The sequence below is a fragment of the Photobacterium andalusiense genome, from assembly GCF_900185625.1.
Taxonomy (GTDB): Bacteria; Pseudomonadota; Gammaproteobacteria; order Enterobacterales; family Vibrionaceae; genus Photobacterium; species Photobacterium aquimaris.
Genome location: NZ_FYAJ01000002.1, coordinates 366,320 through 390,101, shown reverse-complemented (window position 1 = coordinate 390,101; position 23,782 = coordinate 366,320). Strand labels below are relative to the sequence as shown.

Genomic DNA, 23,782 nt, shown 5'->3' with positions numbered 1-23,782 from the left:
CGCTCTTTATCCAACTGTGAGATTAAATATTCAACTAAGGTGTGAAAAATGCACAGTAATTGATAAAAATACGCTAATACAAATAATTAGAGTCATCTTTATGAAAAGAATTGCTGCATTAGATAGCATACGTGGTCTATTACTATTGCTGATGACAATCAATCACTTAATATGGATTAGTGGTGGCTATTCAGCAATACAATTAGTGACATTACAGCCATTTGGGCAATTTGGTGCAGCAGAATGTTTCGTATTTATTTCAGGATTACTAGCAGGTGCAATATATAGCCGCGATACATTGACCAACGCCCAGCTCACTAATAAAGCTTTCAAACGTGCATTAAGTATTTACAGATACCACATTGGCTGTTTAGTTATTGTCTTTATATGGATTTTTATCGCATCTCAGCTATTACCATCAGTATTACCGATTCTTGAAAATAGTGCGCATAATGTGCTTCAAAGCCCGATTAATACCTTTATAGCCAGTGCGGCTCTTGTTAATCAGCCAAGCTATTTTGACATTCTTCCGCTGTATATAGTGTTTATGTTGTTGTTACCGTTACTCATCATCGCATATCGTAAAGGGTTAGGGTGGTTAGTGATCAGCATTAGTGTCGTAGTATGGATGTTTAGTAGCACTATTAATACGACAGTTTTACAGCCTTTGATTGAGTTCGTGTTTGCAAATTTTACGCTGCAATTAGGCTACTTTAATGTTTTTGCTTGGCAATTATTGTTTGTCAGCGGATCTGCACTTGGCTATATGCTTCAAAACAAAACCTTACGTTGGCATCACCCGTTATTAACAGTTATTGCGGTGATTATAGCTGCGGTTATTTTTGCGGCTCATCATGGCGCATTTATAAGTTACGATATTAATCGCTGGGTTTTGTACTCATATGCAGATAAGCCAGAACTTGGTTGGTTACGAGCATTAAATATTACAGTGTGGGTTTATTTGATTGCTATCATTATTAAGCGATACCCAAATGCATTACACATAACCGCACTTAGTTATATTGGCCGTCATTCTTTGCGGGTGTTTAGCTGGCAAATTGTGCTGGTCTATTTAAGTGCACCATTACTGCATAACTTACGCTTAACGCCTTATTTTACCATATTAATCCTCACGCTTAGCGCAACATTATGGCTGTCAGTATGGTTAACAGAAAAGTGGCAAGGTGGAACCATAAGCAAGCGCACTGTTATGGGATATTTAGGTGCGGCATGTGCAGCTGTGATGGTTGGTAATGTTGTTAGTGCTCAAGGCGTTTCGCCATTAACGATTAAAGCTACCGATATTACAGATTCCAAAACACCTTTTTTCGTCATGGTTTATGACGAACAAGATGATTTACGCCAAAGAGCAACGGTGTATGTGAAGAGTTTTACACCACAACAACTTACGCAAGGGATCACGATTGACGCATTACCATCGGGTAATTATGCGGTGTTTGCGTTTCAAGATAACGACAACAATTATTACTTAACGTTAGGCAAAGATGGAATGCCCATTGAACACTTTGGTTATTCAAACAATCCATTGTTAACTACGGCACCACAAATGAAAGATGTTATGTTTGCCCACAACGGATCGCAAACTCAAACCATCCAAATACACTAGCAACGTTAGTTATAGATTTGAGTAATTAACGCTGAATTTAAGTACCAAGCAAAATGAAATGTGCGGCAGTATTTAAAGTCAGTGTTAATTACCTATTTTATGGTAAATAGCCAATACTGTTAAATAGACAAAGTTCATTGATGGGTGAGTATAATTCTAGACTTAATAATCAATGAACTAGCTTAGTTGATAGCATGGTATAAATATCCAATATCCTATTTAACATAAGGTACATAATGCGCACTTAGGTTGTAAGTCCCATTTAGAAATGTCCGGTTTTAACCCGTTAGAAATGTCATGTTGAACTATCTTCAGATCATAGGTTTTGCTATGAACTGGAATCAATAAATGTTGCTCACTATGACTGAAAATGAATTAAGCCGAATCAAAGTTATTCAAGATGTTTGTGATAAACAAATAACTGGTGTTGAAGCTGCTCGCCGACTGAACTTGAGCTGTCGTCAAGTATCTCGATTAGTAAAACGCTTTACTCAGTTCGGTGCTAGCGGATTACTTTCACAACAACGCGGTGTGCCAAGTAATCATCGCTATGATGATAATCTTAGGCTGCGTATTTTAAATCTCATCCACGAATATTATTCAGACTTTGGACCCACATTGGCACGTGAAAAATTGATTGAACGCCACGGCATTAAAATTGGATTAGAAACCTTACGCCAATGGATGATCGCTGATGGCCTTTGGGTGCCACATTTCAAACGTAAGCCTCGTGTTTATCAACCACGTCATCGACGTGATTGTTATGGTGAGTTAATTCAGATAGATGGCTCACATCATGATTGGTTTGAAGGCCGCAGTAACAAATGTTGTTTGTTGGTTTTCATTGATGATGCCACCGGCAAACTGATGAACTTACGCTTTAGCGAAACAGAATCTGCGTTTGATTACATGGTTGCCACGCGTGAATATGTTGAACACCATGGTAAACCCACAGCCTTTTACAGTGATCGGCATGCGGTGTTTCATGTCAATAAACGGGATGCAAAAACAAACCGCATCACTCAGTTTGGTCGTGTATTGCATGACTTAAACATTGAATTGATTTGCGCAAACAGCTCTCAAGCCAAAGGTCGTGTTGAACATGCCAATAAGACCTTACAAGATCGCTTAGTCAAAGAAATGCGTTTACAACACATTGATAATATTGAACAAGCTAATGCGTGGCTCCCCGACTTTATCACTGATTTTAACCAACGTTTTGCCAAAGCTGCTCAATATCCTAAAGACATGCATCGGCCATTACGTGAATCGACTGATGAATTACACGATATTTTTGCGTGGCAAGAGCCAAGAAAATTATCAAAGTCACTGACATTTCAATATGATAAAGTCATCTATTTAATTGACCCAACTGAAGAAAATCAACGACTTGTACATCAAGTTGTTAACGTTCTAGATCGCCCAGATGGCACCATCGCCATTCAATATGGCAATCGAAAATTAGAATTTAAAGTGTTTGATAAGCTCGAAGATGTTGACCAAGGTCAGGTGGTCGATAATAAACGTTTGGGCGCAGTATTAAAATTTGCCCAAGCGAAACAGCAACAATATGACCAACAGCAAACACGTAGCCGTAGCAAAAAAGCCCCCAAACGAACCGCTCAACAACGGGCAATCCGTCAACTTGAAGCCATCAATCCCGTGTTAGTTCACCCAGAACAATTTAAACCCAGCACCAGAAAAAAGCCGTGACTTCCCTACTCTATAACCCCAATTTCACCCTAATGAACTACCTTAAAAGGAGACATTTTAATCGGGGAATAATGAGGACATTTTAAACAAAATACCGTTATAAGAAATGGCAACTACTCAAACAACTCATCATCTGACATATGTTTATATTTTTCGTAATCACTAGCGCTTTTACTTCGAATCCCATTTAGTGCTTTTTGGACTCGAATTATTTTAGATTCAAGATCGGGACTTAATTGCTTTTTGACTGATGTAAAACCATCCAAAATATTCATCATTGACTCAAAAGTTTCAGCGTTAACTATGTATCCTGTTACTTTATTATTGTTTAAAAGCGCTGTTGTACCGTTATCTAAACACTCTTTTATATGACTTTCAGCGTAAGTGATACTAACAACCTTTTGAGAATATATCTTTTGTATCGTCATATTTTTACCTTATAACGTAGATTATCCAATCGTGATAAAAACGTTTTATTGGTTATTGTATCACCAAAGACTAAGTTTTATGACTTACTGCATATCGATAATAAAAGCGTTACCCCTATTATCCAAACCTTATTAGATAACTACAGTACCAATACTCCGCATTTGCTTATTACTGATCGTGAGCAAGGTTATATCACTGTTGGTCAGAACGTGCCGTTTTTGGTATCAAGTGAAGTTACCGATGGTGGTAATACGATCCAAAAAATTGAGCGTCAAAATGTGGGTGTATCACTACGAGTAACGCCGCATATCATTGGTGATACGGTATTGATGAATATTAACCAGACATCAAGCAGTGTCAGCAATAGTGATATAGCAAGCGACATCATCACCAATAACCGCCAAATACAGACAGTGATTCAAGCTAAAGATGGTCAATCAATCATACTTGGTGGCTTGGTTGGTGAGGAATCAAGAAACAATGATACTGGTGTGCCGATTCTAAAAGATATACCACTAATAGGCTCGCTCTTTGGCTCAACATCAGACAGAGAGATCAATAATCAGTTATCGGTATTGATAAAGGTCAGTATCATCTAGCTTTTGCTTTAAAAAACAAAAAAAGAAAACTTTGATGGCCGGAGACCAAAACTAAAAGCGCGTTCCCCACTCCATTAGGATTGTGGATAACGCGCTTTTTTGTTATCCACATGACGGTGGTAACTAGTTAATAAAGTAAGATATTTAACTATCCATTTTAAAATGAGTATTTATATATAAATTATGCTGGTACAGTTATCTGTTCTTCTGGTTCACTTGTTATTAGTTGATATTTAAATGAGTGCTTATTAAGTAATTCAATCTTTTTAGATTCAAATGCTCTCAAAACTATCGATTTGATTGAATTTCTCTCTTTGGCTGATATTTTACTTTTTAAAGAGAATCGTGCTATCGAAATCGTTAGTTCGCTTTGAGCCATATTTTCTAAATCTGGAAATTCAAATTCAAGTTCACAGGTACCTTTAATATTATTGTCAGTATCTATTTTATATGTACATGAAATACTGAATAGCTGTATTCTTTTTTTTAGTTTTTTTAATCTCAAGAAAATACTATTGTCAAGATTTTCTCCCTTGAGAGTTAATTCTTTAATTTTTTTCTCTAATATCTTTATTTCATCAGGTACTTCACCAATAATATTATTGTCAGGCTTAATATGTATCTTTTTTGTGTTATCAATATATGCTGCAAAGTCTATTGACTTGACGAGCTGGGTTAAATAATCAATACGGCCTTCATTAGTAAAATCAGGAAATAAAATTCTTTTCATTTTTTCTGATTTGATTGCTTTTGATTCTTTTAGTTTACGAGTTACTCTTTTTACAATTTCATTAATGATGTTTTGAGATTCTTTAGATGTATGTTTTGTTGTAACATTAAGATCAAGTTGATTGTTCTCATCAACTTTTAGTTCTATTGAACAATCAAAATAGTTTTCATCCTCACCAAAATTCTTTGTTCTATCTAGACGCTTTATTCTAATCTCAGCAATCATATGATTATGATCATTACCTTCGCCTGCAGCTACAAATTGCGGCTCATTTTCGATGGTTAGATTATTGAATGTATCGTCAACCAAGTTTTCGAAGTTAAAATCGAAACCTAGTTCTTCAGCTAGCGTCGAGTGCGCCTCTGCATTCCAAGTTAATTGTTTTGTTTGATATTTTGGAATTTCTTCTTTTTCTTTGACTAGATCTTTTAAGTGAGAAAATTCATAAGGTGCAATACCTGTTTTTATAAGTATAGGGATAAGGTTTTTCTTATCCTGAGCTGAACTGAAAACTCCTCTAGATTGGAGAATATTTCTAATTTCATGAGTACTAATCATCTGATTAGCTAAGAACTGTCTAAGTACGTCGCCTACTGGAATGAAGGTATTGTCTTTATTCATCATTCAAGTTCCTGAAGTTTGGTTTAAGATTGAAAACTCTTACACTGTCTTGAGTTAAGTTATGTTTATTAAGAGCCGAGTTAACAAGAGTTTCATGATCATCTTTGAAATAACCATAAAAACCAAATCCATAACTACTGGCTATTTTTGCAGTACGTTCTTTTGCAATAAAAATGTAATTGCTGAGCGATTCATCAGAGACTTCGTCTTGCGTTAAAGTTACAAACGTAAATGTTTCTTCGCCAATATTTCCCTTTTTTAATAAAAAATTAATAAAAGGAGAACCAAGGTATTCAACTGGCATTATTTTTGTGTAAGCAGGTTTATCATAATCCATATGATTAAGGCTTGATGTACCTTGGTGAAAGTAGATTTCATGGTCAGGGTATTTTGTATTCAGACATTCAATTGAATCGAGAATAAATGTTAATTTTCTATTATCAACAATGTAAAATTCTTCAATCTCAAAGCTTTGATGAACATATCGTGAATTAGAAATACGACTAATGTAATCAGCATCTGTAGCATCTTCACTAGAAAAATAAAAAAGAACAGGGACATTTCTAACTTTTGTGAATCTTTGTCCACTAAATTGAGTCATAAGTTGTTTTCTATGTGATGACAACTGAAAGCATTTTTCTGAATCCAAAATATCTTTAATATGGCTTTTTACTAGTGAATTCAATGATAAAGGATAACAACTGTTTTTAGTATGCTTAACTGATGCTAGTATATTTATAAGCATATCTGACTCTAAGCCAGATAGATAAGCATATTGAGCATCAACACCATGCACTGTACGATTTTTTTCAGCTTCTTTTCTTTTATGTTGCTCACCTTTGAAACAGGAATAATTAATATTTGGGTTTGCATTCTTCCAACCTACAATGTTGAAAAATTTATTAATTATATATTCCCCTGTTTCACCTGACGATTTTGACTTCTCTCCAGACATTTATATTTCTCGTATGTTAATTTTTGAGATTTTAGTATTTTATGGGATTAATGTCACTGAGCTTAAGTGCATTATGGAGTGATTGTTCGCATATTAGTCAAAAAATGCATCTATATATGTTATTTGTTTGTCATGATGGCTTATTTTAATAATAAGACTGCTATTCTTAGCGTTTGATAGTTACTTCCTATTTGCTGTGGAACCTGTCAAAAAGACAGGTTCCATAATATTATTTTAACTTTTTAAGCATACGAGCTGTTCTCAATACCTCACGTTGAAATCGAAGTTCATCAGCCGCTCCTATTTCAATAAGAGCATTACCCATAATGATCCTGTTTGGTGTTAACGGCCAACCATCAGGAGTAATCAGTTTTCCTTTGGATATCCTCCAGCCTTGCCAATCATCATCAAGCGGTGATAAATCACGATAAGCATACATTTTCATTAAACGCCGACATATAGGTGGTATTGTCTTCCCTTCCCTTTATCCCATTGTAAGACGGTCTTAGGTGGCTTAAAACAGAGCTTTGCTGTCATCTCAACGGTTAGGTTACAGGTATAGAATCGAAAGATTTCATTATCAGTAATGCGGCGTTTCTTATTGATTTTGTTCATTTCTTTGCTAAAGAAAGGATATTACCACCCTCTCAAATTCTCTATGTGTTAATAGTTGCGACTTTTTGCCTTTACTGGCAATTTAATCAATTATTAAGTACTTTGCTGATTCTGTATGCATACCTAAACACTCAACGGTATTCAGAAAATTTCATTTATAGAGATTGATCTCGAAACAAGTTCTTTCTTATATGTGTTTCATTGAATGACAAATAAAATATGCCACTTCTAGTGGACTGCTATCTAGCAGAATACTATCGGGTTTTATCTAAATAAGTGGAAATTTATGCCTAATTTACAAGACTTACAGGCGGCACTAGAGGAATTCAATACTCAGTATCCTAGACCCAATATGGATAAATTGCTGTTGAGTGATGAATATAACATTCTTAAAGATTTTCGTAGTCATTATCCATATGCGGAATATCCAGGTGTTTATGCCATTTTTAATTCTTCAGGTGAGCTTTTACGTTTAGGAAAAAGTTCTTGTAATAGTACGCTAGGGGCAAGACTCTCTACTTACTATAAGTGGGATAAAGTTGAATATATCGGCGTTCCTAAGCATATTGGTTATGAAGACGTAATTATCATCAGAACGATAAAATTTCCTAAAGATCGTGCTTTTGAAGCCCCTGCACTAGAAGAGTTTTTAATTGGAAAGCTAAATCCCCGTTTCAATACACTAGGGCGAAAAAAACACTCTGACGAAGCAAACTGCGCCGTTTAGTCTTACGTTAACCGATTAGGAAATAGTCGTGGATATATTTGATATTTTGTTCGATGTACTTGAGCAAGTTTGGTATCTAATACCATTAGTTATCTTGATTAATATCTTCAAAAGCAGTTGGTTTAAAGGTGTTTTTGGTGAGTTTATTGTAAACCGCCTTTTACTCAAGCTTCCAAAATTGGATTATACACTCATCAAAGACGTTACCTTGCCGACCGAAGATGGTACGACTCAAATTGACCATGTTGTTGTGTCTAAGTTTGGTATCTTTGTCGTTGAAACAAAAAATATGAAAGGCTGGATCTTTGGTTCTGCTCGTCAAAAGCAATGGACGCAAAAAATTTATCGGCATTCCTCAAAGTTTCAAAATCCGCTTCATCAAAATTACAAACACGTTAAAACTCTTGAGTCACTGCTAGGTTGTAGCGGTGAACAATTGCATTCCGTGATTGTTTTTATTGGTGATAGCACTTTTAAAACTGAGATGCCACCTAACGTGACTTATGCTCGTGGCTGTATACGCTATATTAAACAGTTTGATGAGGTAGTGTTTTCTGATGATGAATATTTGCGATTAATAGAATCTTTGAATCAGATTAAGTTAAAACGTGGAATAACGACCAATTTAAAGCATCGTCAGCATGTGCGAAAGATAGTTACTGATAAAGAGTCTATAAAACTATGCCCTCGTTGTGGTTCTGCAATGTTAATGCGTCAAACAAAGCGTGGAGAGAATAAAGGTAAACAGTTTTGGGGCTGTTCTACGTTCCCTAAGTGTCGAGGAGTTCAACAATCCAACTAATTTTATGAGTGATACTGCTTTGTTTCTATAGTCACAATATTCACCAAGTCTCATTCTATAGTGTTCAATACAATGCAATAATGTGGTTTAAATTTGCTGCCAATTACATCTCATTAATTCAAGGATGAATATGAAGTATAACCAACTGTTTTTAATGGGCTTAGTGCTTATTAATTGCCCTTTATTTGCTTCAGAAATCTACAAATGTTCTGTTGATGGCAAGGTAACTTTTCAAGATTTTCCATGCGAAGAAGCTTACGATTATGGAATGAGTGAGTTTGCGACTTTTGATGGTTGGAAATATGGTATGAATATTCTAGCTTTCAAAAAACAAGCTAAAGAAAGGCAACTCGCTGTTAATGTTGGCTCTTCATTTATCTATAGTCAATATAATGAAAAACACATTAATAGTAACCCTGACGCACGAACCTATTCTTACAGAGCAACCGTTGCTGGAGAAAGTGCAAACATAAGTTTGTTTTTTACTCGTCAATCTCAAGCACTTTATCAAGTAAACGTTACTTTTTTTGTTAGCGGTCTCCCCCTAGAAGAAAAAAAGTATTTCTATACCAGTTTAGTTAATCACCTTAGCTCTAAGTATGGTCAATACATTGAGGCAAAAGATTATCCTATTAATGTTAATCCACTTTCAAAGGTATTCTTAAATAATTTAGTTGGAACAGAAAAAGTATGGGGTTCTAATTCTGATAGTGTGATTTCTCTTACGGGAAATGCACCTTCTATTATCGCTTATAAGCTCGATTACAAGTTCATTCCTCTTTTAAATCAAAGCATAAAAGAAACCACTCAAACAATAATGACGCATACTGATAAAAATTTCTCTGTCGGTGCAGCGATACTATAGCCACCTTTTATCCCCTACAGAGGATAATTACTGTTTATCCGCTACAGGGGATAAATAATAGTGGCAATGATGAAGGCGGCTTGATCTACGTTGAACAATAAAGTGGTTAAATATCAGTGTGGATTTTAGGAAAAATACAGCTTGTGATGGGAATGTGTGAGTAACAACAGCGGTAATGACATGGTTGACTAACCTACTACTATTGTCGAAATAGTAGTAGGCCAAACATCATAAATAGAAAGATTCTATTCTGCAGTTTGTTGAAGCTTACTAAGCTCTATTTCGATTTTTTCAATTTCAGCAGTGTAACGTGCTTTACTCGCACCATCTCTAGTCGATTTAGACATGGCTTGTAACTTAGAAAGCTTTTTTGTAAGGGTAGCTAATTGATTCTGAGTTCTACGATTGCTGCTCATTAATAAATGGTACTCCAATAAATAATTTTTGTGTGACATACAATATGAATTGTATGTTAATACAACACGTTAACTCATAAAACGGTTAACATTCTTGTATTTCTAGCTCGTTACATTTATAGCGTAGCATATAAGACTACAAAAAATAAAATATTAATAGCGTTTAGTTTCGTTTTGATAACTAGCACCTGTTATTAATGCTATCGGTCGTCGATAATCCTACCAAGATCATAACATTAACCTTACCTGCCTTGGCTTTTGTTAACAATTAAGGATGCTTATCATTGTTGTATTAGGCCTTTATTGCTTTTATAAACAAAATAAAAAAATCCATATCGCAAAATATGGATTTTTTAGGTGTGATTTCAGGTTCTTTTTTAGCCGATGTTTTTACAACGTGAAGCTAAGATAGGATCCACATTGCCTTGAATTTTTTGAATTTTAGCGGCACGTTCACATTCCCATTTTGATACTGGGTATTGCTTATCCCATGCTGTCATTAATTGACGCTGCTGACGGCTCATTTTGTAGCTTGGGTATACGGCTTCAAAATACATGTAGGTACGAGCGATAACACCACGCGCGCGCTCTGGTGGCTGTGCATCATGGTCTTTTTTATCAATGATCATGTCGCAGCTACCAAATGAACGATAGTCTTTGCTGGCTGTTTTAGGCAGCATTACATAGTTGTAGTTCTGGCGAGCCGCATTCACAGCGCCTACTGCTGGGAATAAGTTATATAGGTCTGATTGCATTAAGCGATATTCAGCATTGGCTTTTTCAGCACATTTGCGGCCTTTAAATGATTTGCCTTTGCTATCAACACATACCTTTGCCCCATCACGCCATTCACTAAATGAGCGACCAAAGTTCTCCGCAGGTACTACGTGTTCAGCTTCCCAACGTTTAATGCGCTTTTTATATACGTCAGTTGTAAAGCCTGAAGGTAATGTAACGTACTTTTTATTATTGAAATCAGCACCACAGTAAATAGTTTTCATATCTACAGGATTAGTATAGATCTGCTGTTGCATGATCCTTTTAGCTTTGCTGAATGATTGGTTGGTGGTGTTACCTTGTGGGGTTTGTGCAAATGCTAGCGTCGGTAAGAGTGCGACACTTAGTAGCATAATATTGGTTCGATTCACGATGTTCTCTTTCTATATAGTGCGATCAAAATGCCGAATTAATGGCACGTTGATATAACAAAACCAGACGAGGGTTTGGTTATGATTGGATTAAATACGTGGTAAGTTGTTTATTAGCGACCTACGTTTAAAGGATCACTTTTACTCGACCGACATCGCCCGTTGTTAGGCGTACTTTTATGCCGTGGGGATGGGTTGGTGAATTGGTAAGTATTTTTTCTACCGTACCTGATGTTAGTGTGCCGCTACGTTGATCTTGCTTTAATACGATTTTAACGTCTAAACCAACATGGATATTAGAACGGTTTGTACCTGACATATTGACTCTTTTGTTTTTAATTTTTAGAGCTGTATTATTGATTGTTTACAGTAAAACGCAACTGAATATTAACAGTTGATTGTTTTTTGATCATTGTCGACGATTTTTTAACGATTACTGACGGTTTTTTACTGCTCTAGCGTAAGCACTGGGTTATTTGTTAGGCTAATAGATAAACAACAAATATGAAGGACGGCGACATGAAAGTAATGAAACAGATGCTACTAGCAACAACACTTGTAACTCTCAGTGGCGGTGCATTTGCGTCTGAACAAGCTCAACCTGTGTCGCAACTAAAGTGTGATGCGGGTTTTACCACGATTGTGACTGGCGATTATAGTAAAGCACCGCAACAAACATGTTTGCCAACTGATCCAAAGCAAGCGGTAACGATGAAGCTAGGCCAAACGTTTACATTAAGTTTACCGGCTAACCCTTCTACTGGTGCTTCTTGGGCGCTGCGATCAATGCCAAATTCATTAATGTTGTTGAGTGTTGATTATCATCATTCACCACAATGTAAGAAAGGCATGATCGGTTGCGGTGGTTTTCGTTCATATACCTTTGAGGTGGTTGCCGCTGGTGTTGGAGAGCTAAAGCTTAACTATGGCCGCTCATGGGAAAAAGACAGCTGGGAAAGCAAAAATATTGCGATTTCAGTTCAACCTTAGTTGATTGTGTATAAATAACTAAGCGAATAATTGCCCTCCGTGATTTGGAGGGCTGAATACTATGAAGCGACTATCTGTTTTGAAGTGCTGGGCAATCTTTTGGTAGTAATTGTTCTGGTATTGCTGGCCCTACGCCCATATCAGCAGTCCACCCCTTTAAGCCGCCTGTTTTAGGATCAAAATCACTGCATTTGTAAGGCTTATCTTTAACTTGTAGTGCAGGGGCTGAATCTGAATTAGCCGTTTTAGGCACTGCCGTTGCGGGCAACTCAACGGCAGTGTTATGTTGTGTCTGCTCAATGACTGTATTGCTCTTTGTCGTCTGTTCACTTTTGATGATTGTAAATACTAAACTGCATATCACTATTCCACTAAGGACTGCGATGGCTGACTTTGTCGACTTTTTCATGAGCTATCCCTCCGTAAATACGTATTGGTTATCAATGGGCTATTTAAAGTCTATTTTATAGAGAAGATCAAATTATGTATTAAAACAAAGTCATTATTGCTTGTTTAATCATCTATTTAATGACTTATTGTTGCGAGTAGTGGCATTATTGTTTGATAACGCCTCGGTAACTGGCGATGTTGTTTTTGAATGATATACAACTTTTCCGTCACGGCTGTTAATGGCGGCGCTATGTATAATTTATGTTTATCGAAAAAATGTGCGATGGCGCTTTGAGGTAAAACGGTAAACCCTATCCCTTCGGCAACGGCAATTAAAATCTGATTGAGTTGATTTATATAGCTCGTTATTGGTAATTGCTCAATTTTAATATCAACTAAATCTGCTTGGCCACAACGGTGAAAATATTTAGTTAAATAATACTCTGCATCTGGGTGATCAATAAGCCCACAATCGGTTAATAGATCAAGATTAATATCAATATCTTGATACCGTAGCGGTAACACCAAACATAATTGTTCTTGGCCGATGATGGTTGCTTTAAGTTTATTATTTTGCGGCGATTGAGTGACAATGCCCATATCAATAGTATTACTCTCAATATCTTGCAAAATTTTATGGTTAGGTGCAGCTTCGAGATGAAAATGCAGCTGAGGGTATTGCTGTTGTAAACGTAATAACTGCGGGTATAACGATAAAGCAAATGAGCCAGAACAGGCTAATTTACAGATACCTGCATGAGGATTATCTGTTTGTAGACTGTTGATTAAGGTTTGATACTGCTGAGTTTGTTGTTGGGCATATTGATATACAAGCATCCCCTGCTCGGTGAGCTCAAATTGTTTGTTATAACGAGTAATCAGCTGATAACCACAAGCTTGTTCTAACTTTTTAATATGTTGGCTTACACCTGGCTGTGTCATGTGCAAAATATCAGCCGTTTGTGTGAAATGCCCTGTCTCTATTAAAGTTTTAAAGGTTACTAGCCATTGGGGATTAATCATTACTTACCGCACATTATTACAAAAAATTATTGTAATGAGAGTAAATGATAATTTAATACATATCAATTACGACGGTAATGTTCTTTTTTGATTCATGAGCCTGATTTTTTCAGTGTGCACTATGAAGAATTGTTATTAACATATGATTATAATATATATAATGTTTGTTTATGTTCAATGCTATTTTTATGGCTAATATAACTCTGTCTTATAATTTTTGTTTTGTTATAGAAAAAAACCATAAATTTTAATAATATAAATAAAAGCAAATATCCGTCACCACTATAATTATCACAATAAATATCGATATTAATATCAAATAATATAAACAGATACGACAATCATTGAATAAAATTATTTTTTATGTGACCATTTATATATATCTTAGAACTGTAAAAGATTTACCTAATGAATAAAATAAAAAACATTATTACTACTGTTCAGAACTACCGCTATCATGACATGCATAAAAACAAGGCATTGACGATTCTTTCTGAAGTTGAGAAAACGAAAGGAAAATTAGCTGGTAGTATTAAACAACAGTGTGATAAATATGCAATAGAAAAACTTGGTGATATTAAATATGCACCTTGGCTATATGTATACTCAATTATTCGTGGTGAATTTAAAGAAGGCTGGATCCCTGATAATTATTATGGAAAGGTTGTATTACCTAAATGTAATGGTATTAGCGGAACACCTGCGCAAATAAAAAATATAACATCGAAACTATTTAATTCTCATTTATTCCCTGATTTAGTATGTTATTCAAGTGGCATTTTTAGTATTCCACTTGAAAATAGAGTGTTAGCTGCAAATGAGATTGCAGACTACCTTTTTGATGGTCGTGATAGTGTTATCTTTAAGGTTAACTCTTCAAATCAAGGCCGAGGAATTTTCTTTTATACTAAAGATAATTTCTCTATTGCAGATGTTATAAAAAAAGGTTCTGGGATTTTTCAAAAAATTATCAAACAACACACTGTTTTTGATGAGTTATTTCCCAAACCAGGCGCAACAATGCGTTTAACTACAGTATTAAAACCCGACGGCACTACTTGCTTGAAAGCGGCTTATTTGCGTTTAGGCGTAGGCACAGATGAGTATGTACGTTCTGCAACTAATATTCGTGTCGCTATTGATATTGAAAGCGGTGCATTATCTGATAAGGGTTATACCACTGAGTGGAATGAAATTAACGAGCACCCTAACACCAAAAAAGCATTTAAGGGCGTAATATTACCAAACTTTGCTCAAGCGCGTGAAAGTGTTGAAGAATTGCATAGTCGCTACCCATACGTACAATCAATTGGTTGGGATGTGACAATTAACACTGATAATAATGTTGAAATTATGGAATGGAATGCAATTCATAATAGCATTACCTTTACTGAAGCCGTTCAAGGGCCTTCATTTACAGATCTTCCGTGGTGTGATAATTCATTTTTATCGTTATAGTAGAATTTTAATATTTAATATTTAGTCCAAGATTATTTTGATATTACTATAACCAAAAAAGGCATACACGATATTTATTATTGGTGTATGCTTTATTTTTAACACCTATATCACTCTATTAATAATCAATTATTTATATTGTTTCTATTCTTATCATATTAAAATTAGTGATGATTTTTGTGGTTATGTGTTTTTCGTGTCATTTTTTTTAATATATAAAAATAAGGTCTATGTATTAACGTACTTACATGTTACTTTTTGCCAAATCGAATAACAATAAACATGTAATTATTGTTAGTAAATAAAGATTAAGATGTAATGTTTAAAACATGCATTATTTAGATGAGATACTGATTTTATGAAAGTCAAAGATATTAAAAAAGCAATTACATATATTCAAGACTATCGATATAACGCAGCATTAAACAAAGAAGCAATGGTAGTGCTTGCTAATTTAGAACACTCTAAAGGCAAGTTACCTCAAAATATCAAAGAGCAATGCGATAATTACGCTAAAAATACTCTTGGTGATATCAAATACGCACCGTGGTTATATGTGTACTCATTAATGCGCGGTGAATTTAAACATGGTTGGATCCCTGATAACTACTACGGAAAAATTGTATTACCTAAAAGTAATGGCATTAGTGGTACACCGGCTCAAATTAAAAATATCAGTGGCTCTCTGCTAAAGTCTGATCTTTTCCCTGATTTAGTGAGCTATTCTAGTGGCATTTATAGTGCTTCAGCTTCCAATGATGTTTTAAAACCAGAACAAGTAAAAGACTTTTTGTTTAAAGATCACGACACTGTTATCTATAAACTGAACTCTTCATTCCAAGGCAAAGGTATCCATTTCTTCAATAAGGACGAATTCTGTTTGGATAAAGTCGCGAAGATTGGTTCAGGTATATTCCAACGTCTTATTGTTCAGCACCAAATATTTAATGAGCTATTCCCTAAACCAGGCGCAACAATGCGTTTAACTACAGCACTAACACCTGAAGGTAATGTTGATGTGCGTGGCGCTTACTTACGTTTAGGTATTGGCACTGATGAATTTGTTAAATCTTCAACCAATATTCGTGTTGGTATCGATTTAAACTCAGGTGCATTGTTTAACAATGGTTATACCAGTGATTGGTTTGAAATTGACCAACACCCGACAACGAAAAAGATTTTTAAAGGGGTGGTTATTCCCAATTTTAAACAAGCTTGTGAAGATGTGATCGCATTGCATAAAAACTACCCTTTTGTTCAATCTATCGGTTGGGATGTTATTATCAATGAACATGGTGGTGTTGAAATTATGGAATGGAATGCTGTCCATAATGGGATCAAATTTACAGAGGCAATTCAAGGGCCGATGTTTGCTGACATGCCATGGACAGATAAAAAGTTCATCGCAGCATAAATTTATTAAGGGTTGAATAAGATTGTTCAGCCCTTTTTTAGTTTAGAATTGTTTGTTGGTATTCTTTGAGAGATAAGCCAAATTGTTTTTTAAACCGCTGTGCGAATCGTGTCTCTGACTGATAACCACAAAGTTGTGCTAAATCCAGCTGAGTATAATGCTGCTTTTGAAGCAACGTTAATGCGTATCCCATTCTTAACTCTGCCAACACTTCTCTGAACTGGGTTGATTCTTCGCGTAGACGACGAATTAAGGTCGATTTACTTAATCCAAAATGCTGACACGCAGATTCAATACTGTGTTGTTCACCAGGATGTTGTTTAAATAACGCAACCAGCTTGTCACGCCATGATAAATCTTGTGAATTAAAGAGCTGATGTAACCTACCAACATTAGCTAAATATTCAAACAGTGCATTAACCATACACTCTTGAACGTTACGTGGTAACGATTTTGGCATGTTAATGATATTCATAAATAAATATTCACCCGCATGGTCAAGCTGATAATCAGGTGCAATATTATTGCTCCTAGCCTGTTGACGCGAACGATTGATGAGCTCTGTAGTGGGCTTAATGAAAAAACACAGTTGCAAAGATGAAAATACACTCTGTGAGGGTTGGTTTATAAACGTATGTTGCGAATGACCAGTGGTCAATAACCAATGCTGAGGATCAATATTTATCCAATCATTTTGCCATTGTAATTTTTTTACCCCTGTTTGTACCCAAACAATGGATGGATAGATAAAAGGAACATTACGTAATTGCTGTGATTTTTGACCGCTGTAATGAATGCATTGCACAACTGACGACATGCTATCTCCCTTTAAGCTATTTATATTATCGCTATAAAAAAGAAAGTCTCATAATAGAACACTATTAATGAGACTTTTCTTTTTAACTGTCATTAGAACAATTAACGCTGGTAATGAGCTGTAATCGTTGATTTAGCTAATGCTGTACCATTTAGCATAAAGCTTACTAAAGCACATGATGCATCATCAGGCACTTCCATTTTTTCACAAGGTAATGCCCATACAGTGAATACATAACGGTGAATACCATGACCTTCTGGAGGACATGCACCGCCGTAACCATTAAAACCGTAATCGTTACGCATTTCTAAACCAGCAGCAAGATGTGTCGATGCGCCTTCAGTAAGTTCATGTGTTGATGCTGGAATATTAATTACCTGCCAATGCCAAAAACCACAATCTGTTGGTGCATCAGGATCAAAACATGTTACAGCGAAACTCTTAGTGCCTTCTGGTGCATTTTCCCAAGCCAATTGAGGTGAGATATTATCGCCATCGTTACCAAAACTATTAAATGAAAAACGTTTATCGTGAAGTTGTTCTTCTGCAATGCTGTTACTTGTAAGAGTAAATGTTGACATGATTATATGCTCTTGTTCGTTGTCGATAGAGTAACTATACGGCTTTTTTGTTGTCTTTTTTAACCTTTAAGTGTCAAACTTAGATTTAAATATAGTTAATATGACATTTTCTGTTTTTTGTTAAACATTTTGACTGTTATGGTTACGAAATATGCTAAAACAGCATTTCAAAACGTTAATCGATTATAGGATGATTATTTAATGAAACTAATGCCTTTACTCTTACTTGCTAACCTGTTTTCTTCTGCTGTTATGGCTCAGTCGACTTGTTCTGTTACTCACTTTGAAGCCGTTAATATCGAACCGACAATTGAAGCCGTTAATATCGAACCGACAATTGAAGCAGTTAAATACGATCAGCATAAACAGATGGCAGCAGTACATCATTCAGCACCCATGCGTTGTGCCACTATCAGTTTCAAAACATCACATACACTAAATAAAGTCGCAAATGCTCTTAATGATGAATTTGAAGCGACATATGCAGATATGAAGACTGCAAAATCACATCTTATAACCTTCTCTGAGGATGATATTGATTCGGGTTACATTAAATTACGCCGCAATGAACCTCAAACAGTCTATGCATGTTTCTCAACATCAAGCACACCTATTTCGTCAATTAGCTGTAAATTTGAGTAACTTACATTAATAAAGATTACCACTTAACACCATAAAGAGATTAAATTGCTCGCTCTATTACACTGTATGTATAATCAGTGTTATTTTATCCAGTGTAATAGATGGACTTATATGCGCATAGAATTAATGGTTAATAAAAATAATGTACCCCAAGATGTTTTTTTTCAAGTTGAACGCGAGTTTTGCCGTCGTATGGCTATATCTTGGCCTGATGCTTTAGTACGAGTACGTTTAGGTGGTGCTAATGAATTAAATGTCTTAGGTGGATTAAAGGAAGATAAACAACATGTTGAGTTACAACTTGAAGCTATGTTTGATGAAGCTGATGATTGGTTAGAGCAGCCAAGTTACGATATGTAGTGCGTTATAATTGCATATTGAGCTTACTAATTTAATAGTGATGATGTTACCGATAAGCGCATATAATAATATTAATGTTATTTATTAGTGGTTTTTATTATGAGCACGTTTATTTCAAAAGATATTTGGTCTGATTTTACTGCTGATCCTGAATTTCCTGGGTTTAGTTTTCGAGATACTGATGAAAGTAATACAAATTGTGTAACTGCATTACTTGAACGCTGGAAAGCCGGTACTATCGAAGATCCGCACCATCACCCTCATGATGATATGTCTATTATCGTTACTGGCGAGATCGCTATTCAATTTCATCTTCGTGTTGATGGCAAGTTAGTAAAAGATGGTGAACCAATGATCTTAACAGCAGGTCAAACAGGCTACATTAAAGCCAATCGTATTCACAGTGTAGTGTATACAACTGACTGTGACATGGTCTATATCCAAAATAAAACATTTGGTTTTGAAGTCGATCATTAATCGTTGTTAAATATGTTTCTTTTAAAAAAACTCTCACTATTATTTGTGGGAGTTTTTTTTTGCTAATTTTTAATATTTGCTACTGTATTGATTAACAATAGATTTTTGACATGAAAGCAATAATGTAATGAAAGAATGAATAACACTTTTTAATTTTGTGGTTTTTATCGCATGTTATTGAAACTATTCTGACGAAATAACTCAATGCTATATATTAATGGAATGTTAAATTTTATGGTGTTGTTATGTTTACGTTGATGGCGAGATTTGTATGTCCTAAGTGTGGGAAATCTGAATACCTTGAAGGGAAAAATCTTATTCTGTGTATTTGTGGTTATCGTGTTAATTACATTGAAGCATAAAAATATTCACTAATAACTTGCTAAAATATCACTTAGTATCGCTGATGCTGTAACTTGAGTGTTAGATGGCTTGCTATAGGCTTTACAATATTTATATGCAATGTCTTTTTGTATATCGCTAGATAGCGTGTCGTATTTTGTTTCTACTTCTAGTGGTAAGTCTTTTAGCGCATAAGTTAATGCATATAAATTAGCAATAGTCTGTAAGGCTTCAGTCGGCTGCTTGAGATCAAAAGGCGTAATTGAATGAATGTAGCCTAAGCGAAAAATCTCAAGTTCATGCGCCGTCTTTACTTTTGTATCTGCATAAGCTAGTCCGTTGAAAAATAAATAAATACTAAGTATAGATAGCATGATTGTTTTTTTCATTAACTCTTACTCCTTTTGCCTTGATAAAGCTATTTATAGCATATATATCTAAGGTGAATATTTTATATTTGTTAGATTATTGCAAATTATTTAAACTTATGACTGTTTGGTCATATTTTACATCGCTCATCTTGCTTGAATCCTACCTACATTGCTGTCTTTTATGATCGATATAACAAAATAGCCGTAATAAATTCTTCTTATTAATAGTTAGCGTTTTTAACAAATAACGATAAAATGCTTCATTAATATCGTTAGAATTCAAATTGCTGGTGAATAAATGAAACATTTTTCCAAAAAATTCTCGACAGTTGTTATAGCGAGTCTTGCATTAGTCTCTACCAGTGTCTGTGCAACACCTTCTGGCAAAAATATGTCAATCTGGATTGATGTCGGTGGTCCGGTTGGTGGCCCTTATGCAACAGTTGTTCAAAATGGTGCGAAGCAAGCAGCAGAAGATCTTGGAGCCAACTTACGGGTTGTTTATTCTGATTGGCAGCCACAAAAAATGATTGAGAACTTTAAACAAGCTGTTGCAGCTAACCCCTCTGGTATTATTATTATGGGCCACCCAGGTGATAGTGCATATCAACCTTTAGTTTTGGAGGCTGAGAATAAAGGTATTAATGTCACTTCGATTGATACTGCTCTGCCAGTTAGCATGGGTGCGATGCAAGATAAAGGTTTTGGTTATGTTGGAGTAAGTAACGCTAAACGCGGGATCAAGCTTGCAGCCGAAGCGTTACGTCGTGGTCAATTTAAAGCAGGTGATCATGCATTAGTTTGGGGAATAAAAGACATAGCAGAACGAAGTAAATCAACCCGAGGAATGATCAAAACCTTAGAGCAAGCTGGGTTAACTGTTGATTTTCTACAAATTTCACCTGAAACAGATAAAGATCCTTCATTGGGTACTGCGGCGATCACATCATACCTTGCAAGTCATATCAGTACGAAGCTAATCTTAGTGGATCATGGATCCCTCACCTCTCAAATGGCTAATTTCTTACGCAATGCTGGTGTTAAACCTAAAGAAATCTATGTTGCTGGTTTTAGTTTATCTCCTGCAACTGCTGATGCTATTCGTAGTGAATATGTTCAGCTAGTTGCAGATAGCCAACCTTATCTGATGGGTTATTTATCTGTTGTACAAACCGTATTAAGTAAGCGATACGGCTTTTCTGGTTTAAATATAGATACTGGTGCTGGGTTTGTGGATCTTAAGAATATTAATTTCATTGCTCCGCTAGCAACAAAAGGTATTCGTTAATGTGCTCAAAGGCATTAATGCTAACAGACGTGAATAAGTGGTTTGGGCCGATTCATGCATTGCGAAACATTAACCTCAGTATCAATGAAGGTGAAGTTATTGCACTACTTGGTGATAATGGTGCAGGTAAATCAACCTTAATTAAGCTGATTGCAGGGATTGAAGCATTTGATTCTGGTGAGATCAAGATTCAAAATGAAGTTATTGATAAACAACAATATAATGTAAAAAATGCCCGTAAACTGGGAATTGAAACTGTTTATCAATCAGGTTCGCTCGGCGAACAACAATCGGTATGGCGTAACCTATTTTTAGGTCGTCATATTCGTAATCGGTTTGGGTTTATCGATCAAAAACAAGAACGCCAACAAGCACAACAGTTACTGAAAAAGCTCGATTTCCGTGGCGTCGGTGCAAATATTGATAGTTGCGTGTCGCAACTTTCTGGTGGTGAACGTCAAGGTTTAGCTATTGGTCGAGCTATGTTATTTAATGCAAAATTAGTCATACTTGATGAACCAACAACAGCATTATCGTTAGGTGAAGTTGAGAAAGTATTATGCTTTATTGAACAATTGCAAGCACAACGTCGCGCCTGTTTGCTGATTACACATAATATGAATGATGCTTATCGAGTCGCTGATCGTTTTGTAGTTATGGATCGTGGCACGATTGTAGCTGAATACAGTAAAACCGAAATGGATCAACAATCTTTACAACATGCATTACTAGCAGCAGTTGGTCGAGGTGCTGCATGAATACATTTATTGTAAAACACCGCGCTCCTATTATTACTAGCTTAATGTTAGTTAGTTTATGGTTATTGTTTACAGCTTATAGTCCGCAAACATTTACCCATATGCGTATTTATACTTCGTTCATGTCAACGATCCCATTTACGGCAATGCTCGCTTTTTGTTTGACACTATTGGTTATTGCTCGTGAAATTGATATGAGTTTTCCATCTGTGATTGCACTTGGCGGTTATGTTTTTGCTGCAACATTTCAGGCAACACAATCTCCTGTTATTGCTTTTGCTGCTGCGGTTATCGTTGGTATTTTATGCGGAGTGCTAAATGGTCTATTAGTGGTATGTTTTAATATACCCTCGATTATTGCAACCATTGGTAGTCAATTTTTCATTGGCGGTTTAACGACTGTCGTTGCTGATGGATTAGCATTAAGTTTGCCTCAAGTTCGTGATAGCTGGTTCCATACTATGATGGTGGGTCGAATTGCTGATGTGATCCCTGCACAAGCAATATGGTGTTTGGTGATTTTGGCAGTTTTATGGTTAATATTATCGCGTCATGTTTTTGGTGATAATATCAATTTTATTGGCGATAATCCGAAAGCTGCTGAAATGATGGGTGTACCTGTTGCTCGTACTCGATTGTTATTATTCGTTTTAATGGGATTAATGTCTGCGGTTGTGGGCGTTTTTGTTAGCCTTGAAATGAGTAGCTGGTGGCCAAATCAAGGACAAGGTTATATGTTACTTGTTTTTGCATCAGTTTTTATTGGTGGAACATCAGTGCTTGGCGGACGCGGTACATTATTAGGTACATTTTTTGGTGCGTGTATTATCGGTATTTTAGAAGCTGGTATTATTAGTGCTGGTCTCGCCGGATTTTGGACGCGACTGGTGTATGGCGTAATTATCATTGCTTCGCTAATTATTCATAGTATATTGCTTAAACAGCATAAAGGTACATGGCGACGCTTATTGCACTAATATATTCTTAGATATTACATAAAAAAGAGAGCCTTACCCGCTCTCTTTTTTTGTTTGTCGATTACAGTACAATCCAAGGCTGATGGGTTGTTAAGCTAAAAATAACCTGATTATCGTTAATAACGAACGGTAGTTTTTCTTGAAAAGTATCAATTTCATCTTGGTTATTACACGGCCAAAAGAAGTGAATACCATAACTTACATGAGCTAAACCTGAATGATGTTCATCATCAAATTCAACCATATCCACTCTTAACGATGCTGTCGCAAATTGAAAACGCGCATCTTCTACATTGTGTTTTGAAAAAAGCATTGGTGAAAATTGTGGTTCGTGGCCTTGAACATAATCAATGATTGATTCTGCAATAGAAATTGAAGGCTTAACTACAAACGATATTTTCTCTACCATAATCTATGCTTCCTAAAAAATAATCTCTATTAATGATAGTCCTATTTACTCACTCTTTCATTAGATAATCCACCAATTTGTGACAGCGTAACACTTTAAAAGTAATAGAGACAATATAGCATTATCCTTAAATTATAAAAATAACGGTGATCAAAATAGCTGATCAAAAATGGTTATTATGGGGTATTTTGTTATTTATCACTATTCTTATTCAAGCGCTGTATGATCTTTTATTTTT

28 protein-coding genes are annotated in these 23,782 nt (G+C 35.6%); 15 read left to right on the top strand and 13 right to left on the bottom strand.

Translation table 11 applies throughout. The annotated features are described in order from the left end of the window. Positions 1 to 100 precede the first annotated feature (100 nt). Entirely contained in the window at positions 101 to 1,627 is a 1,527-nt protein-coding gene (gene opgC / locus PAND9192_RS07325; RefSeq protein WP_087853210.1) for an OpgC domain-containing protein, read from the top strand. 360 nt (positions 1,628 to 1,987) lie between these two features. After that, a complete protein-coding gene (locus PAND9192_RS07320; protein ID WP_144018092.1) occupies positions 1,988 to 3,340 on the top strand; it encodes an ISNCY family transposase in 1,353 nt (450 codons plus the stop codon). A 113-nt stretch (positions 3,341 to 3,453) separates the two neighbouring features. On the opposite strand, the gene PAND9192_RS07315 is transcribed toward PAND9192_RS07320, so the two are convergent. Further along, complete coding sequence (locus PAND9192_RS07315; protein WP_087853208.1) at positions 3,454 to 3,768, bottom strand: type II toxin-antitoxin system Phd/YefM family antitoxin; 315 nt, start codon at positions 3,766 to 3,768, stop codon at positions 3,454 to 3,456. A 48-nt stretch (positions 3,769 to 3,816) separates the two neighbouring features. On the opposite strand from PAND9192_RS07315, the gene PAND9192_RS07310 reads away from it, so the two are divergent. Further along, positions 3,817 to 4,368, top strand: coding sequence for a secretin GspD/PilQ domain-containing protein (locus tag PAND9192_RS07310; protein ID WP_087853207.1), 552 nt, complete (start codon positions 3,817 to 3,819; stop codon positions 4,366 to 4,368). A 181-nt stretch (positions 4,369 to 4,549) separates the two neighbouring features. Here the strand turns inward: PAND9192_RS07310 and gapS4b are convergent, their stop codons facing one another. The 3 genes from gapS4b to PAND9192_RS07295 form a co-directional block, all read right to left on the bottom strand. Continuing rightward, a complete protein-coding gene (gapS4b, locus tag PAND9192_RS07305; protein WP_087853206.1) occupies positions 4,550 to 5,722 on the bottom strand; it encodes a GapS4b family protein in 1,173 nt (390 codons plus the stop codon). Continuing rightward, positions 5,712 to 6,674: a GapS4a family protein gene (gene gapS4a / locus PAND9192_RS07300; RefSeq protein ID WP_087853205.1), complete on the bottom strand. Its 963-nt coding sequence runs from the start codon at positions 6,672 to 6,674 to the stop codon at positions 5,712 to 5,714. The genes gapS4b and gapS4a overlap by 11 nt, the downstream gene beginning before the upstream one ends. 229 nt (positions 6,675 to 6,903) lie before the next feature. Next, positions 6,904 to 7,119: a DUF3653 domain-containing protein gene (locus PAND9192_RS07295; RefSeq protein WP_087853204.1), complete on the bottom strand. Its 216-nt coding sequence runs from the start codon at positions 7,117 to 7,119 to the stop codon at positions 6,904 to 6,906. 456 nt (positions 7,120 to 7,575) lie between these two features. Between PAND9192_RS07295 and PAND9192_RS07285 the strand changes: the two genes are divergently transcribed. The 3 genes from PAND9192_RS07285 (at position 7,576) to PAND9192_RS07275 (ending at position 9,683) form a co-directional block, all read left to right on the top strand. Beyond that, positions 7,576 to 8,016: a GIY-YIG nuclease family protein gene (locus PAND9192_RS07285; RefSeq protein ID WP_065176419.1), complete on the top strand. Its 441-nt coding sequence runs from the start codon at positions 7,576 to 7,578 to the stop codon at positions 8,014 to 8,016. Positions 8,017 to 8,044: 28 nt separating this feature from the next. After that, positions 8,045 to 8,818, top strand: coding sequence for a nuclease-related domain-containing protein (locus PAND9192_RS07280; protein WP_087853202.1), 774 nt, complete (start codon positions 8,045 to 8,047; stop codon positions 8,816 to 8,818). Positions 8,819 to 8,948: 130 nt separating this feature from the next. Beyond that, positions 8,949 to 9,683 (top strand): hypothetical protein, encoded by a 735-nt coding sequence (locus tag PAND9192_RS07275; RefSeq protein ID WP_087853201.1) that lies wholly within the window; start codon positions 8,949 to 8,951, stop codon positions 9,681 to 9,683. A 245-nt stretch (positions 9,684 to 9,928) separates the two neighbouring features. Here PAND9192_RS07275 and PAND9192_RS20650 read toward each other — a convergent pair whose 3' ends face one another. The 3 genes from PAND9192_RS20650 to PAND9192_RS07265 all read right to left on the bottom strand — a co-directional run bounded on the left by PAND9192_RS20650 (position 9,929) and on the right by PAND9192_RS07265 (position 11,566). After that, a complete protein-coding gene (locus PAND9192_RS20650) occupies positions 9,929 to 10,099 on the bottom strand; it encodes a hypothetical protein (RefSeq protein WP_156673525.1) in 171 nt (56 codons plus the stop codon). A gap of 377 nt (positions 10,100 to 10,476) precedes the next feature. Further along, positions 10,477 to 11,229 carry an endonuclease gene (locus tag PAND9192_RS07270; protein WP_087853537.1) on the bottom strand — a complete coding sequence of 251 codons (753 nt, stop codon included), beginning with the start codon at positions 11,227 to 11,229 and terminating at the stop codon, positions 10,477 to 10,479. Between the two features lie 145 nt (positions 11,230 to 11,374). Beyond that, positions 11,375 to 11,566 (bottom strand): YwbE family protein, encoded by a 192-nt coding sequence (locus PAND9192_RS07265; protein WP_060997857.1) that lies wholly within the window; start codon positions 11,564 to 11,566, stop codon positions 11,375 to 11,377. Between the two features lie 200 nt (positions 11,567 to 11,766). Here PAND9192_RS07265 and PAND9192_RS07260 point away from each other — a divergent pair, with 200 nt between their 5' ends. Then, a complete protein-coding gene (locus tag PAND9192_RS07260; protein ID WP_159458221.1) occupies positions 11,767 to 12,237 on the top strand; it encodes a protease inhibitor I42 family protein in 471 nt (156 codons plus the stop codon). A 70-nt stretch (positions 12,238 to 12,307) separates the two neighbouring features. Here PAND9192_RS07260 and PAND9192_RS07255 read toward each other — a convergent pair whose 3' ends face one another. Both PAND9192_RS07255 and PAND9192_RS07250 read right to left on the bottom strand, forming a co-directional pair. Continuing rightward, a complete protein-coding gene (locus PAND9192_RS07255) occupies positions 12,308 to 12,646 on the bottom strand; it encodes a hypothetical protein (RefSeq protein ID WP_087853199.1) in 339 nt (112 codons plus the stop codon). Positions 12,647 to 12,762: 116 nt separating this feature from the next. Then, positions 12,763 to 13,650, bottom strand: a complete 888-nt coding sequence (locus PAND9192_RS07250; RefSeq protein ID WP_087853198.1) for a LysR family transcriptional regulator — start codon at positions 13,648 to 13,650, stop codon at positions 12,763 to 12,765. Between the two features lie 408 nt (positions 13,651 to 14,058). On the opposite strand from PAND9192_RS07250, the gene PAND9192_RS07245 reads away from it, so the two are divergent. Together PAND9192_RS07245 and PAND9192_RS07240 are read left to right on the top strand one after the other, a co-directional pair. Beyond that, positions 14,059 to 15,108: a sugar-transfer associated ATP-grasp domain-containing protein gene (locus PAND9192_RS07245; protein ID WP_087853197.1), complete on the top strand. Its 1,050-nt coding sequence runs from the start codon at positions 14,059 to 14,061 to the stop codon at positions 15,106 to 15,108. Positions 15,109 to 15,466: 358 nt separating this feature from the next. Further along, a complete protein-coding gene (locus PAND9192_RS07240) occupies positions 15,467 to 16,522 on the top strand; it encodes a sugar-transfer associated ATP-grasp domain-containing protein (RefSeq protein WP_087853196.1) in 1,056 nt (351 codons plus the stop codon). 37 nt (positions 16,523 to 16,559) lie between these two features. Here the strand turns inward: PAND9192_RS07240 and PAND9192_RS07235 are convergent, their stop codons facing one another. Together PAND9192_RS07235 and PAND9192_RS07230 are read right to left on the bottom strand one after the other, a co-directional pair. Continuing rightward, the gene (locus PAND9192_RS07235; RefSeq protein ID WP_087853195.1) at positions 16,560 to 17,339 is read right to left on the bottom strand and encodes a helix-turn-helix transcriptional regulator; all 780 of its coding nucleotides are present in this window, start codon (positions 17,337 to 17,339) and stop codon (positions 16,560 to 16,562) included. A 101-nt stretch (positions 17,340 to 17,440) separates the two neighbouring features. Next, positions 17,441 to 17,920, bottom strand: a complete 480-nt coding sequence (locus tag PAND9192_RS07230) for a YbhB/YbcL family Raf kinase inhibitor-like protein (protein WP_087853194.1) — start codon at positions 17,918 to 17,920, stop codon at positions 17,441 to 17,443. 201 nt (positions 17,921 to 18,121) lie between these two features. On the opposite strand from PAND9192_RS07230, the gene PAND9192_RS07225 reads away from it, so the two are divergent. The 3 genes from PAND9192_RS07225 to PAND9192_RS07215 all read left to right on the top strand — a co-directional run bounded on the left by PAND9192_RS07225 (position 18,122) and on the right by PAND9192_RS07215 (position 19,399). Beyond that, positions 18,122 to 18,562 (top strand): hypothetical protein, encoded by a 441-nt coding sequence (locus PAND9192_RS07225; protein ID WP_087853193.1) that lies wholly within the window; start codon positions 18,122 to 18,124, stop codon positions 18,560 to 18,562. A gap of 111 nt (positions 18,563 to 18,673) precedes the next feature. Beyond that, on the top strand, positions 18,674 to 18,922 hold the full coding sequence (locus PAND9192_RS07220; RefSeq protein WP_087853192.1) for a DinI-like family protein: 249 nt from the start codon (positions 18,674 to 18,676) through the stop codon (positions 18,920 to 18,922). 99 nt (positions 18,923 to 19,021) lie between these two features. Further along, complete coding sequence (locus PAND9192_RS07215) at positions 19,022 to 19,399, top strand: cupin domain-containing protein (RefSeq protein WP_087853191.1); 378 nt, start codon at positions 19,022 to 19,024, stop codon at positions 19,397 to 19,399. Positions 19,400 to 19,770: 371 nt separating this feature from the next. Here PAND9192_RS07215 and PAND9192_RS07210 read toward each other — a convergent pair whose 3' ends face one another. Continuing rightward, positions 19,771 to 20,130, bottom strand: a complete 360-nt coding sequence (locus PAND9192_RS07210; RefSeq protein ID WP_087853190.1) for a hypothetical protein — start codon at positions 20,128 to 20,130, stop codon at positions 19,771 to 19,773. Between the two features lie 280 nt (positions 20,131 to 20,410). Here PAND9192_RS07210 and PAND9192_RS07205 point away from each other — a divergent pair, with 280 nt between their 5' ends. From PAND9192_RS07205 to PAND9192_RS07195, 3 genes are read left to right on the top strand one after another with little or no spacing between them, the layout of a single operon-like run. After that, on the top strand, positions 20,411 to 21,400 hold the full coding sequence (locus PAND9192_RS07205; RefSeq protein ID WP_234999009.1) for a sugar ABC transporter substrate-binding protein: 990 nt from the start codon (positions 20,411 to 20,413) through the stop codon (positions 21,398 to 21,400). Then, entirely contained in the window at positions 21,400 to 22,158 is a 759-nt protein-coding gene (locus PAND9192_RS07200) for an ATP-binding cassette domain-containing protein (protein WP_087853189.1), read from the top strand. Before PAND9192_RS07205 ends, PAND9192_RS07200 begins: the two co-directional genes overlap by 1 nt. Beyond that, the gene (locus tag PAND9192_RS07195) at positions 22,155 to 23,135 is read left to right on the top strand and encodes an ABC transporter permease (protein ID WP_087853188.1); all 981 of its coding nucleotides are present in this window, start codon (positions 22,155 to 22,157) and stop codon (positions 23,133 to 23,135) included. The genes PAND9192_RS07200 and PAND9192_RS07195 overlap by 4 nt, the downstream gene beginning before the upstream one ends. A gap of 61 nt (positions 23,136 to 23,196) precedes the next feature. Here PAND9192_RS07195 and PAND9192_RS07190 read toward each other — a convergent pair whose 3' ends face one another. After that, on the bottom strand, positions 23,197 to 23,544 hold the full coding sequence (locus PAND9192_RS07190; protein WP_234999008.1) for a hypothetical protein: 348 nt from the start codon (positions 23,542 to 23,544) through the stop codon (positions 23,197 to 23,199). Positions 23,545 to 23,782: the final 238 nt, after the last annotated feature.

Coding starts and splice junctions, on each gene's coding strand:
- PAND9192_RS07220 (WP_087853192.1), top strand. CDS start 18,674: ATGCGCATAGAATTAATGGTTAATAAAAATAATGTACCCCAAGATGTT.
- PAND9192_RS07190 (WP_234999008.1), bottom strand. CDS start 23,544: ATGGTAGAGAAAATATCGTTTGTAGTTAAGCCTTCAATTTCTATTGCA.
- PAND9192_RS07245 (WP_087853197.1), top strand. CDS start 14,059: ATGAATAAAATAAAAAACATTATTACTACTGTTCAGAACTACCGCTAT.
- PAND9192_RS07240 (WP_087853196.1), top strand. CDS start 15,467: ATGAAAGTCAAAGATATTAAAAAAGCAATTACATATATTCAAGACTAT.
- PAND9192_RS07225 (WP_087853193.1), top strand. CDS start 18,122: ATGAAACTAATGCCTTTACTCTTACTTGCTAACCTGTTTTCTTCTGCT.
- PAND9192_RS07230 (WP_087853194.1), bottom strand. CDS start 17,920: ATGTCAACATTTACTCTTACAAGTAACAGCATTGCAGAAGAACAACTT.
- PAND9192_RS07250 (WP_087853198.1), bottom strand. CDS start 13,650: ATGATTAATCCCCAATGGCTAGTAACCTTTAAAACTTTAATAGAGACA.
- PAND9192_RS07255 (WP_087853199.1), bottom strand. CDS start 12,646: ATGAAAAAGTCGACAAAGTCAGCCATCGCAGTCCTTAGTGGAATAGTG.
- PAND9192_RS07275 (WP_087853201.1), top strand. CDS start 8,949: ATGAAGTATAACCAACTGTTTTTAATGGGCTTAGTGCTTATTAATTGC.
- gapS4b (WP_087853206.1), bottom strand. CDS start 5,722: ATGATGAATAAAGACAATACCTTCATTCCAGTAGGCGACGTACTTAGA.
- PAND9192_RS07215 (WP_087853191.1), top strand. CDS start 19,022: ATGAGCACGTTTATTTCAAAAGATATTTGGTCTGATTTTACTGCTGAT.
- PAND9192_RS07205 (WP_234999009.1), top strand. CDS start 20,411: ATGAAACATTTTTCCAAAAAATTCTCGACAGTTGTTATAGCGAGTCTT.
- PAND9192_RS07285 (WP_065176419.1), top strand. CDS start 7,576: ATGCCTAATTTACAAGACTTACAGGCGGCACTAGAGGAATTCAATACT.
- PAND9192_RS07295 (WP_087853204.1), bottom strand. CDS start 7,119: ATGAAAATGTATGCTTATCGTGATTTATCACCGCTTGATGATGATTGG.
- PAND9192_RS07200 (WP_087853189.1), top strand. CDS start 21,400: ATGTGCTCAAAGGCATTAATGCTAACAGACGTGAATAAGTGGTTTGGG.
- PAND9192_RS07195 (WP_087853188.1), top strand. CDS start 22,155: ATGAATACATTTATTGTAAAACACCGCGCTCCTATTATTACTAGCTTA.
- opgC (WP_087853210.1), top strand. CDS start 101: ATGAAAAGAATTGCTGCATTAGATAGCATACGTGGTCTATTACTATTG.
- gapS4a (WP_087853205.1), bottom strand. CDS start 6,674: ATGTCTGGAGAGAAGTCAAAATCGTCAGGTGAAACAGGGGAATATATA.
- PAND9192_RS20650 (WP_156673525.1), bottom strand. CDS start 10,099: ATGAGCAGCAATCGTAGAACTCAGAATCAATTAGCTACCCTTACAAAA.
- PAND9192_RS07265 (WP_060997857.1), bottom strand. CDS start 11,566: ATGTCAGGTACAAACCGTTCTAATATCCATGTTGGTTTAGACGTTAAA.
- PAND9192_RS07270 (WP_087853537.1), bottom strand. CDS start 11,229: ATGCTACTAAGTGTCGCACTCTTACCGACGCTAGCATTTGCACAAACC.
- PAND9192_RS07210 (WP_087853190.1), bottom strand. CDS start 20,130: ATGAAAAAAACAATCATGCTATCTATACTTAGTATTTATTTATTTTTC.
- PAND9192_RS07315 (WP_087853208.1), bottom strand. CDS start 3,768: ATGACGATACAAAAGATATATTCTCAAAAGGTTGTTAGTATCACTTAC.
- PAND9192_RS07260 (WP_159458221.1), top strand. CDS start 11,767: ATGAAAGTAATGAAACAGATGCTACTAGCAACAACACTTGTAACTCTC.
- PAND9192_RS07235 (WP_087853195.1), bottom strand. CDS start 17,339: ATGTCGTCAGTTGTGCAATGCATTCATTACAGCGGTCAAAAATCACAG.
- PAND9192_RS07320 (WP_144018092.1), top strand. CDS start 1,988: ATGACTGAAAATGAATTAAGCCGAATCAAAGTTATTCAAGATGTTTGT.